Below are 11210 nucleotides of genomic sequence, written 5' to 3' on the forward strand. Positions count from 1 at the left end.
CGCCCACCCCGACCTTTCCCCCCCCCCCCCGCCCCACCCCCCCCCCCCCCCCCCGACAGGGAAACCGCCGCTCGCCGGCGCGAGGCGCGCTCCCTCTGCTTGCAATGTTATCGTATTAATACCAATTAAGAAGTCCGCTCGATGCTGGCTGGTCGCCGATGCGATGTCGCTTCGGCGAAGCGAGGCGGACGAGGCGGAAGGCGAGTATGGAAGGAAAGGAGACCGGGGGCATGAACCTGTCACGCAGAGGCTTCTTCAAGGCTACGGGGGCCGCGTTCGCCGCGAGCATGGCGTTCGAGCTGTCCTCGCAATCGGAGGCGCTGGCTTTCGAGTCCGGACAGGATTGGAAGCTTGTGAACACCGAGGAGTACACGAACATCTGCTGCTATTGCGCGGGCGGTTGCGGCTCTTTGTGCTCGGTTCGCAACGGAGAGCTGATAAACGTCGAGGGAGACCCCGACCATCCCGTCAACGAAGGCGGCCTGTGCCCGAAGGGCGCCGCCATGTTCCAGCTGCGCAACGTCGTGGACCCCGAGACGCGCGAGGTCGTGAAGAACCCTGGTCGCGTCACCAGCCCGATGGTGCGCCGTCCCGGCTCCTCCGAATGGGAGAAGATCGGCTGGGCCGACGCCATCAAGGCCATCGCCCGCAAGGTGAAGGACACACGCGATGCCACCTTCGTCGAAACGGACGACGGCGGCTTGACGGTCAACCATACGCCTGGCATGGCCAGCTTGGGTGGCTCGCAGCAGAACTCAGAGGAGGAGTACCTGATCCTCAAGGCGATGCGCTCGCTGGGGCTCATCGCCATCGACAACCAGGCGCGTGTTTGACACGGCCCCACTGTCGCCGGTCTGGCGGCATCGTTTGGCCGTGGCTCCATGACCACGCACTGGTGCGATTTCCAAAACGCCGATGTCGTCATGAACATCGGCTCCAATTCGGCTGAGAACCATCCGGTCAGCTCGAAGTGGCTGAACCGCGCCCACGAGCGCGGGGCGAAATGGATCGTCGTCGATCCGCGCTACACCCGCACCGCCGAAGTGGCCGATATCTACTGCCCTATCCGCTCGGGCACCGACATCGCTTTCTACGGTGGGATGTACCGTTACATCATCGAGAATCTCATCGAACCCAATTTGGCGCGCCACCTCGCGGGGGAGAAGGTGGAGGAGTACAACTTCGAGTACTTGCTGAATTACACCAATGCGAGCTACCTGCTCAACGAGGGCTACGAGTTCGATCCTGAGACGGGCCTGTTCTCCGGCTGGGACGAGGAGACGGGTTCCTACAGCGCGGCCTCGTGGCACTACCAGGTGGAATCCGAAAGCGAATGGGACACCTCCGCGGGCGGGGCGTACGCATGGGCCGTGGGCGAGGGCGTCCCCGAGTTCACGCCGCCTGTGGTGGAGCATCCCAAGCGCGACATGACGCTTTCCGATCCGATGTGCGTTTACCAGCAGCTCAAGCGGCATTACTCGCGTTATGACATGGACACCGTGTGCCGCATCTGCGGCATGGACAAGGGGACGCTCGAGCTGGTGTACTCCACCTACGCGTCCACCGCGGCCCCGGGCAAGGCGGGCGCCATCCTGTACGCGCTCGGGCAGACCCAGCACACCTACGGCGCGCAGAACACCCGCGCGATGAGCGTGCTGCAGCTGCTTTTGGGCAACGTGGGCGTGCCCGGCGGCGGCGTGGCCGCCCTGCGCGGCGAGCCTAACGTCCAAGGCGCGACCGACATGGGCATGCTCGTGAACGAGCATCCGGCGTACCTTAAATGGCCCAACACCACGGCCCGCGCGACCCTGCGCAAGTGGCTCGAGGGCGAGACGTACTCGGACGGTTACTACACCAACAAGCCCAAGTTCCTCATCTCAAGTCTGAAAGAGTGGTTCGGGGATGCCGCCACCCTGGACAACGACTACGGCTACGACTGGTGGCCGAAAGTCCCCTCGGCCGTAGGCGACCAGGACTACACCCACATCTCCACGTTCGAGCTCATGTCGCAGGGCGTGATCAAGGGCTACTTCAACTGGGGCATGAACCCCTGCCACTCCGCGCCGAATGCCGGCAACGCCCGTCGTTCGATGGCCAACCTCGACTGGCTCGTGGTCGTCGACCAGGTGCTCACCGAGGCGGCCACCTTCTGGAAGGCTCCCGATATGGAACCCGCCGAGATCGACACGGAGGTGTACTTCCTTCCCTGCGCGCTCATCTACGAGAAACCGGGCATCATCTTGAACTCCGGCCGTTGGCTGCAGTACCGCTTCAAAGCGGTCGAGCCATGGGGGGAGGCGAAGCCCGACTACGAGATCGTGGACATGCTGTGGCGCGAGATCGTGGCTCTCTACGAAGCCGAGGGCGGCGCGAACCCCGATCCCATCCTGAACACCAAGTGGGACTACTACGTGGACGGCAAGATCGACCCGCGCCCGGTGGCGTGGGCGCTGAACGGCTACCGCGTGGCGGGAACGGAGTGCGACACCTCCGCAGACGATCCCAAGGTGGATCTGCTCTCGGGATACTCAGAGCTGGCTGCCGACGGAACCACGGCGTGCGCGACGTGGATCTACTCGGGCTTCTGGAACAACAACGACGCTCCGCTCGATCCCGCCGAGCAGCCCATCGCGCGTCGCGACAACACCGACGAAAGCGGCTTGGGCCTCTATTCCAACTGGGCGTACTCGTGGCCTAACAACCGGCGCATCCTGTACAACCGCGCCTCGGCCGACACGGAGGGCAGACCGTGGAGCGCCGAGAAAACGCTTGTGGAGTGGACGGGCAGTGAATGGAACCAAGTGGACGTGGGAGACTTCACCGCGGTGTCTAACGGCGTGCCCGTGCCGCCGAACAACAACGCCTTCTTCATGCTGTGGGAGCAGAACGCGCGCCTGGAGAGCTACGGCATGGTGGACGGGCCCCTGCCCGAGCACTACGAGCCGTTCGAGACGCCGCTTTCCAAAAATATCGTGAACGGCTCTTTGAACAACCCGGTTTTCCTGGGCAAAGACTACGAGTCCACCAAGCACGGCACGGCGGCGGACTATCCCATCGTGGCCACCACCTACTCGGTGACCGAACAATGGCAGACGGGTAGCCAGACCCGCATGTGCCCGGCGCTCGTCGAGGCCATGCCAGCGCAATTCATCGAGATATCCGAGGAGCTGGCGGCTGAGAAGGGCATCTCGCGCGGCGACAAAGTGCGTGTGTGGAACAACCGGGGCTCAGTCGTGGTGGACGTCGTGATCACCAAGCGCATGAAGCCGCTTACGGTGGATGGCGGCATGCAGCATTTGGTGGGCCTCACGCACCATTACGGTTGGGCGGGCGCGTTCGGCACGAGCGAGACCTTGGTGAACGACCTCACTCCGAACGTGGGCGATCCCAACTCGCAGACGCCGGAGTTCAAAGCGTTCCTCGTGAACATCGAGAAGGCGTAAGGGAGGTGATGAGGGATGGCTGAGAAAGCGATACTGTTCGATTCCTCGTTTTGCACGGGCTGCCATGGTTGCCAGATCGCATGCAAATGCTGGAACAACCTGCCTTCGCCCACAGGGCTCAACGAGAGCGGGTTCTCCGGCACGCACCAGAACCCGCCCGACCTCAACGGTCACACCCGCCTCATCATGACGTACAACGAGTTGGAGGGTGGGAGCAAGGGCGTCATGTGGGCTTTCGGGCGCCGAGCGTGCCGTCACTGCTCAGACGCTCCCTGCGCGGGCATCTGCCCGTCCGGCGCCCTGCGCAAGGACGAGGAGACGGGCATGGTCGCCGTCGAGCGCTCCAAATGCGTGGGCTGCCAGTACTGCTCGACCGCATGCCCCTTCGACGTGCCGCGTTACGAGGCGTCCGGGCCGCTCGGCCAGGTGACCATCGTGGAGAAGTGCACGGGCTGCGTGGATCGCATCCGGCAGGGCATGGCGCCCGCGTGCGTGACCACTTGCCAGCCGGGCGCGCTCAGGTTCGGAGACCGCGAGGAGATGCTCGAAGTCGCGCGCGAGCGTGTGGAGGTGCTCAAGGGGCGCGGCTACGAGGACGCCGTGCTCTACGGCGAGAACGAGATGGGCGGTCTGCACGTCATCTACGTGTTGAAATACGGCGTGGAGGCGCATGGCCAGGTGCCGAATCCCCAGGCTAGCCCGATGGCCGACCTTGTGGGCATCATGAAGCCGCTCACGGCGGTCGGTGCAGGCGCGGCAGTTTTGGGCTTCGCGGCCATGTTCGGCCTCGGCGTAGGCTACAAGCGCAAGAAGCTCGCCTACAATCCGGAGACGGGCGACACGATCGACGTGGAAACCGGCGAAGTCGTCAAGCACGGCGACGGGCAGGACGAGCAGTCCGTCAAGGAGCACATCTTCGAGAATCTTCCGGTCAGGAAGGGGGACGGCCATGAGTAACGGTCCGGTGCGGGTGTCTGCCGAAGACATGGCCTTGAACAAGGCCTTCCTCAAGATGATGAGCGAAGGCAAGGTGGAGCGCTTCATCAAGCGCCATTCGCTGCAGGCTCGCCTCACGCACGGCATCACCGCCATGAGCTGCATCTGGCTGTGCCTGAGCGGGTTGTTCGTGTTCGTGCCCGCGCTCACGCAGGCGGCGGGCCCCGACGCGGTGCTGTTCATGCGCATGTCGCATCGCGTGATCGGCGTCGTGTTCGTGGCCGTGCCGCTTGTGAGCGGGCTCTTGGCGCCGAAAGGCGTGGCGCACGTGTTCAAGAACCTGTTCACGAAATGGGATTCCGACGACAAGAAGTGGATGAAGCTGTTCTTCCCCTATCTGTTCATGGCGAAGTGGATACACATGCCCGACCAGCACGAGGTGAAGAGCGGCCAGCGCTTCGCCGACGGCATGCTGTGGTTCGCGGGCGCGCTCATGGGGGTGACGGGCATCCTGCTCGTCGTCGGTTCGTCGTGGGCGGACTTCGGCATGGCCGCCCATGGCGCCATCCTGCTCCTGCACGACATAGGCTTCTTCCTTATCGCGATCTTCGCGATGGCGCACATGTTCTTGGGCTCGGGCATCTTCCAGCCCTATCGCGGCTTGGCGAAGCTCATGTTCGGCAACGGCATGGTCTCCGAGTCCGATGCGCTGTATCATTGGGGGCATTGGGCGCGCGAGGAGATCGCCTTGGGCGAGAACGTGGTGGAGAAGCGGAGGTAGCCCCGCGCGGCCGGTCCATGCGAGGGACCCGTCCCTCTCAACGGGCCGGCCTCCCCCGTGATCGCCGCAGAGGCCGCGGTGCGATGCCGCGGCCTCTGCCCAGCGCTTAGGCGTTCGGCCTCGCGCCCGCGCCTTGATCAAGCACCCGTTTCAATGTGAGGAACCACTGTATGAACCTTGCGATCATCGACGCGGCCATCGCCGCGTACCGACCCCGCCTCGATGAGGCAGACGGCGCGCGCCTCGCGTTTTTCCGCGAGCTGTGGGCCGTGCAGGATGCCGTGAGCCGCGAATCGCCGAACGCGTCTTACGCGGCGCCGCCGGATGCGGAGCTGCGCGCGTGGTCGGGTTCGGGAGAGTCGATCTTCGGGCACGTCCCGGCCTTCGTTTCTGCCGATGCGTTGGCCGATGCGGCCTCTCGCCTCGCCGCAGTTCTGCGCGAGCGCGGCGGTTTTGCTGACCCTGTGAACGAGAGCCTCGCTCGCACGAGATGGGATCGCCTCGTCGCTGCCAGTCCCCTTGCGCTTGCGGGCGTCGATCCGGCGGACTATGTGGAGGAGTTCGTCGATCTGCTCTCCGACGACGGCATGGGCGAGGCCGCCGCCCATATGGGCGGCGTGGCGGTGTCGCTCGCGTTGCGCGCGTTGCTCGATCCCGCGGCGCAAGCCGTGGTCGAGGCGCGTGCTCGGGCATGCGCCGACGCGCCTCGGCCCGTCCGCTGCCCCGCGTGCGGCGCTCCCGCCGCGCTCGCGCGCGTCGGCGCGTCGACCATGGGGCAGGGCGGGACGAAGGATCTGTGGTGCGCGCAGTGCGGATGCTCCTGGCCTTTCGAGCGCGTGCGCTGCGCTCGTTGCGGTACGAGAAACCAGGGGCGCCTGCACTACTTCAACATCGAGGGCGACGAGGCCCATCGAATGGCCGTTTGCGACGAATGCGGAGGATACGTTCGCACGGTTTACCAGGAAAGCGCCCTCGCTCCCTTTTCCTGGGAGGTGGAGGACGTCGTGATGGCGCGGCTCGACCTCGTGGCCTACCGCCGCGCCGTGGCCGGCGCGACCGTTGCCGAGGGAGCTTCCGACGACGGGCCTCGGGGGTAGCCGTGGCGCGCGTGGAGATCTGTCCGCCCCGTCCCGCCGAAACGGCCGAGCGCCCTATCCGCATTTTCTTGAACGGTGCGCCTGTGGCGGTGAGCCAGGGCAGTCCATACGGCTTGCGCGAGTTGGCGGTTGGCTACCTGCTATCCGAAGGCCTCATCGCCGACCGTGATCGCCTTGTGGAAGTGCGCGAAGACCTCGGGCGCGCGGAGGTGCGCGTCGCCTCTGGCGAGGGCGTCGGAGAAGGGTATCGCCCTCTCCATCGCGTGACCTCGGCGGGCTGCGCCCGGTCGGCGCTGCTTTCGGAGGGCGGGCGCATCGGGCCGGAGGCGCGCATAGGGTCGGAGGCCGTGTTCGACGCCGATGACGTGCTCGCGTGCATGGAGGAGCTATGCGAGCGCAGCCCCCGCCGCAACACGGGAGAGTGCGTACACGGCTGCGGACTCGCTGCGGCGGGAGAGGGGAGGCTTCTGCTTGTCCGCGAGGACATTGGGAGGCACAACGCCATGGACAAGCTCGTGGGCCAGGCTTGGCTCGATCGCATGAGCCTTTCCGACAAGGCCTTGCTCATCACTGGGCGCATCAGCTGCGAAATGGCGCTCAAGGCCCATCGCGCGGGCTGCCCTGTGCTGGCAAGTCGAAAATCGGCCACCGACGAGGCCGTCCGTCGCGCCGAGGAGCTGGGCGTGACGCTCGTCTCTCATTGCCGCGACGGCGGTCTGCGCGTTCTCTCGCGCCCCGAGCGCATTTGCGGCTGAACGTCTTCCGACAGCGAGCTCGCGAGCAAAGCGACGGTTCGTTTTGAGAGGCGCGCGGCTTTCACTCCGCGCCGGCAATCGGCGTTTCCCGACCGTGGGCAGAGTCTTGTCGCGAGCGCCGGGCTTTTTTCGAGGGAGCGCATGCGACAGGATCTGTGCTGGCGGAGCCGCTGTATCCAGGTCGTGCTGAGCGGGATCCGCCGACTGAGGGCGGTGGGCAGCCGCTTTCGCGAGGGGGCTACAGGGCCAAACGTTGTCCGGCCGCTCAGAGGCCTTTCCGGTGCGTGCATTGGGGAAAGCATTTCGGCCCCTTCGGGAATGAACTGATGCGACAATCTAATGAACTGGTGCGATGCTAGTTTTACTCCGTTTGCATGACAGAGGAAAAACAGGATGGCAGCGCAAAATCACGCATCTGCACGATAGGCGGTCGGCGTGATCGGGGGCATACTGGGCTACGTTGATAAGCGAGCGAAAGCGAACGAAGGCCCGCCTTCGGGACGACCTTCCGGATTTGTAGGAGGCGCACTGACATGAAGATCCTTGGAATGGGGATGCCCGAGCTTCTCATCATCCTTGCCGTGGCCCTGCTCATCTTCGGGCCGAAGAACCTGCCGAAACTCGGCGCGTCGCTCGGCAAGACGGTGAAGGGCTTGCGCGAGGGTATGAGCAGCGACGAGTCTGAAAAGGACGCGGAGAACGTCGAGCTTGCCGTCGAGGACGAGGACGGGTCCGCAGAGGAACCCGCGCGCCCGGCTCCCAAGAAGAAAGCCACGGTCAAGGTTGCCAAGAAAGCCGAGCAGACCGCCTAACACCGACCACTCTCTATTTCAGAGGCGCGACCCCTTCCCTCCCCGCGCCCGCAACCGCCCCGGCGATCATGCCGGGGCGGTTGCGTATTTGGGGGAGAAACGCTGCGGCGCGACTGCGCGCGGAGGCGGTTCGGGTATGATGGGCCAAGCCGCGTCAGCGGCCCTGTCAGACGTCGACCCGAAAGGGAGGAGCGACCGTGCCGTTCGGCGTGAGTGCCGCAAGTCTGCGCGAGGAAGGGGCGCTTCGGGTGACCCTCGGATTCGCCTGCCATCAGGGGTTCGTGTTCTCCCTGTTCTACCTGGGATGGAATCGCGCGCTCGGCGGCGGTGCTTTCGCGTTCGAGCGCGCCGATCTCTTCGGCACGCTCCTGTGCATGGTGCTGGCCTTCGCGCTGCTGCGCGCCGCATCCCCGCGTGCGCGCGACGCGCTCTTGGCCGGACCGCTCCTGTGGTGCTATGCGGCCCTGCTCGTGCTCGGATCCCTCGTGCCCGCCCTCGCGGAGTCAGGTGCGGGCGGCATCGCGTTGGAAAGCCTGCTCGTCGGCATCCCCGGCGGGCTCATGCTGGCGGCGTGGGGCCGCGCGCTCGGGCGGAGGCCGGTGGAGCGCGCGGTGCCCGAGGTGCTCGTGGCGTTCGCAACGGCGGCGACGGCGTGCCTGGTCGTGTCGTCGGTGCCCGTGCCCGGCGCGCCCCTCGTGTTGAAGTTTTTGCCCTTGGGAAGCGCGTTTTCCCTGCAGGGGAGCCAGCGTCGGGCAGGCGCCCCTCTCGATCCCGCGCGCGGAGCCGGCGAGTCGCCCTCCTTCACGCTCGGCGACCTCGTGGCAACGAAGGAGCAGCGCGCCGAAACGGCCCGGCTTTCGAAGAAGATCGTGGCGGGCACCGCTTTGTTCGGCTTGGCCGCCGGGTTCATGGAGACGTTCGGATCCGATCCCGGCATGGCCTCGACACCCGCGTTCGCGGCCACGCTCGTGCTGCTCGTGCTGTTCTGCATCGCGGCGCTGCAGCTCTTGGCGGGCGGCGCGCTTGGCGCGGACGCTTCCGACGATGCCGAAGGGCCTCTCGACGCGGCCTACCGCCTCGCCCTGCTCGTGATGATGGCGGGCTTCCTCTTCGTTCCGGTGCTGGGCGCGTTCGGCGTTCCCGGCGAGTCCATCGTGCTCGCCGGTTACCTCGGGCTGATCTGCGTGCTCGTGTCTCTGTTCCTCGTGATGGCGAAGATCACGGGTCAGGACGCGGCGCTTTCGTTCGCCCGCGGGTTCGCGGCGCTTTACGCAGGGGAGATGGCCGGCGTGGTGCTGGGCAACGGCATCGAGCTGTTCGAGCCGGCAGGCCAGGCTCCTTACGCCGTCGCCGCGTTCGCAGGGCTCGCGGCGCTGTTCGCCTACCTGTTCCTTTTCACGGAACGCGACTTTAGGGCCCTGTCGGTGATCGTGCGCGACGCGGACCGGTTCGAGGACGCGTGCGCTGCCATCGCGGATGAGTTCGGGCTTTCCAAACGCGAGGCCGAGGTGCTGCCTCTCGCGCTGCGGGGGCGTACGGGCGAGCGCATCGCCGCAGAGCTCTTCATCTCGAAGAGCACCGTGGAGACGCATTTGCGCCGCATCTACGCCAAAACCGGCACGCACGGCCGCCAAGAGCTCATCGATCTGGGCGAGCGAGCCGTCCGTTCGCTGGGCGGGGGCGCCTGAGGGGCCGGCCCCTTCTTTCCCGGTGTCTTTGCTCGGTTGTGCGGCTGGGCTTTTGCTGCCGCGGGAGCATTCGGCTCCCCGTCGTCCGGAAGGCGAGCGGGGCCGCTTCGCAGCTGCCCTTGCGCGCTTCTGAGAAGCCTTCTTGTCGTGCGAGCCTTGCGACGGCGAGCGCGGTCGCCGAAGGGGCGTCGTGGACGAGAGGCCGACGCGACGCCTTCCTTCGCCTCTCCTGGCGCTCCGACGAGCCCGCTTGCGCCCAGGGCGCCTCTCGCGTTCGCGTCGGGCTTTCAGGTGCGACTCTCGCTGGGCCATGGGCTGCCTCCGGAACCTGTTTGACGGCGGAGAGGCCGCGACGGTCGGTCTCGCGTCGCGCCTTCGGTTCCGAAGGTTTCGAGGCCTTTCCGCGGGCAGGGGATGATCGAGGCCCTCCGTCCTCCTTCGATGCGCTACCATGGCATCGAGCGCCAAACAAGGCGCGCCGCCGCAAAGAGAGGGGAGGACGTCCGACCATGGATCGAACGCTGCTCGAAGCCGCTTTCGCTGATATGCTCGGCAGCGGGACCGCGCGCCTCGACGAGCCGATGGCCGCCCACACGACGTTTCGCATCGGGGGGCCGGTCGATATGCTGGTCGAGCCTCGTTCGGAAGGCGAGTTGCGCTTGGCGTACGCGCGCTGCCGAGACTTGGGCGCCGATGTGTTCACGCTGGGGCTGGGCAGCAACGTGCTCGTGGCCGACAGGGGCCTGCGCGGCGTGGTGGTGAAGGTTGCGGGCGGGTTTTCGGGGATCCGGATCGACGGCGGGGACGGCGCGCTCCTGCACGTCGAGGCAGGGGCTTCGAACGCGCAGGTCGCCGAAGCTGCGTGCGCGGCGGGACTTTCGGGCTACGAGTTCGCCTCGGGCATTCCGGGCACGGTGGGAGGCGCGGCCGTCATGAACGCGGGCGCATATGGCGGCGAGTTCGCCGACGTCGCCGCATCGGTGCGCTGCCTCGCTTTGGACGGGACGCTCGTCGAGGTGCCCGCCGGGAAGGCGGGATGGGGGTATCGCCGCTCCCTGATGGGCGAGGAGGATCTCGTGGTTGTCGGGGCCGTGCTGCGCCTCTCTCCTGATCGGGACGGGCCGCGCGCCATCCGCGAGCGTATGGACGACCTCGCGCGCCGCCGCGCGGACAAGCAGCCTCTCGAGCTGCCGAGCGCGGGCAGCACGTTCAAGCGGCCGGAGGGCTTCTTCGCCGGCAAGCTCGTCCAAGACGCGGGGCTGCGAGGTTTCCGCGTCGGAGGGGCCCAGGTGTCGGAGAAGCACACGGGCTTCGTCGTGAATGCGGGCGGAGCGACGGCCGAGGACGTCCGCCGCCTCATCGTCGAGGTGAGGCGGAGGGTTCGGGAGTCGTCCGGCGTGACGCTCGAGCCCGAGGTGAGGATGTGGGGTTTCGAAGGGCCGCTCGAGGACGGTGGATCCTGATGACCTTCGTGCCCCTCGTCGCGCCCTGCGCTGGAGGGTTGGCATGGGGGCCTGTTGACGAGCGGGCTTCGAAGATCCGCGCGATCGCATCGTGGGACGGGGATGTCGGTCGTCTCCGGTCGTGCGGGGAGGCGGGTGGAATGGCGGCCCGCGCGAAACCCGTGCCCTCTCCGGGCGAGGCCGGCCCTGCGGTGCGCATTCCGCGGGCGGCCTCGCCCGGAGAGGGCACGGGTTT

9 protein-coding genes are annotated in these 11210 nt (G+C 66.5%); all 9 read left to right on the forward strand.

Annotation, left to right across the window (positions count from 1 at the left end; all coding sequences use genetic code 11):
• The first annotated feature begins 230 nt into the window (after positions 1-230).
• A complete protein-coding gene (locus B5F40_RS15405; RefSeq protein ID WP_342395022.1) occupies positions 231-3443 on the forward strand; it encodes a molybdopterin-dependent oxidoreductase in 3213 nt (1070 codons plus the stop codon).
• Positions 3444-3458: 15 nt separating this feature from the next.
• Positions 3459-4400: a 4Fe-4S dicluster domain-containing protein gene (locus B5F40_RS15410; protein ID WP_087195158.1), complete on the forward strand. Its 942-nt coding sequence runs from the start codon at positions 3459-3461 to the stop codon at positions 4398-4400.
• On the forward strand, positions 4393-5160 hold the full coding sequence (locus B5F40_RS15415; RefSeq protein ID WP_087195159.1) for a cytochrome b/b6 domain-containing protein: 768 nt from the start codon (positions 4393-4395) through the stop codon (positions 5158-5160). The genes B5F40_RS15410 and B5F40_RS15415 overlap by 8 nt, the downstream gene beginning before the upstream one ends.
• Positions 5161-5330: 170 nt before the next feature.
• Positions 5331-6257, forward strand: coding sequence for a formate dehydrogenase accessory protein FdhE (locus B5F40_RS15420; protein ID WP_087195160.1), 927 nt, complete (start codon positions 5331-5333; stop codon positions 6255-6257).
• An 11-nt stretch (positions 6258-6268) separates the two neighbouring features.
• On the forward strand, positions 6269-7012 hold the full coding sequence (gene fdhD, locus B5F40_RS15425; protein WP_255396430.1) for a formate dehydrogenase accessory sulfurtransferase FdhD: 744 nt from the start codon (positions 6269-6271) through the stop codon (positions 7010-7012).
• A gap of 533 nt (positions 7013-7545) precedes the next feature.
• Complete coding sequence (gene tatA, locus B5F40_RS15430; RefSeq protein ID WP_087195162.1) at positions 7546-7824, forward strand: twin-arginine translocase TatA/TatE family subunit; 279 nt, start codon at positions 7546-7548, stop codon at positions 7822-7824.
• A 197-nt stretch (positions 7825-8021) separates the two neighbouring features.
• Positions 8022-9512 (forward strand): helix-turn-helix transcriptional regulator, encoded by a 1491-nt coding sequence (locus B5F40_RS15435; protein WP_087195163.1) that lies wholly within the window; start codon positions 8022-8024, stop codon positions 9510-9512.
• A 509-nt stretch (positions 9513-10021) separates the two neighbouring features.
• Positions 10022-10975, forward strand: a complete 954-nt coding sequence (murB, locus tag B5F40_RS15440; RefSeq protein WP_087195164.1) for a UDP-N-acetylmuramate dehydrogenase — start codon at positions 10022-10024, stop codon at positions 10973-10975.
• Positions 10975-11210 (forward strand): hypothetical protein (locus B5F40_RS16480; RefSeq protein ID WP_204217449.1); only part of this gene is annotated, 236 nt, incomplete at its 3' end. The genes murB and B5F40_RS16480, both read left to right, overlap by 1 nt.

It is taken from the genome of Gordonibacter sp. An230, assembly GCF_002159915.1.
GTDB lineage: Bacteria > Actinomycetota > Coriobacteriia > Coriobacteriales > Eggerthellaceae > Rubneribacter.

What these genes read in the sequence shown, in the direction of transcription:
- B5F40_RS15410 (WP_087195158.1), top strand. Translation starts at nt 3,459, where the DNA reads ATGGCTGAGAAAGCGATACTGTTCGATTCCTCGTTTTGCACGGGCTGC.
- B5F40_RS15415 (WP_087195159.1), top strand. Translation starts at nt 4,393, where the DNA reads ATGAGTAACGGTCCGGTGCGGGTGTCTGCCGAAGACATGGCCTTGAAC.
- B5F40_RS15420 (WP_087195160.1), top strand. Translation starts at nt 5,331, where the DNA reads ATGAACCTTGCGATCATCGACGCGGCCATCGCCGCGTACCGACCCCGC.
- tatA (WP_087195162.1), top strand. Translation starts at nt 7,546, where the DNA reads ATGAAGATCCTTGGAATGGGGATGCCCGAGCTTCTCATCATCCTTGCC.
- murB (WP_087195164.1), top strand. Translation starts at nt 10,022, where the DNA reads ATGGATCGAACGCTGCTCGAAGCCGCTTTCGCTGATATGCTCGGCAGC.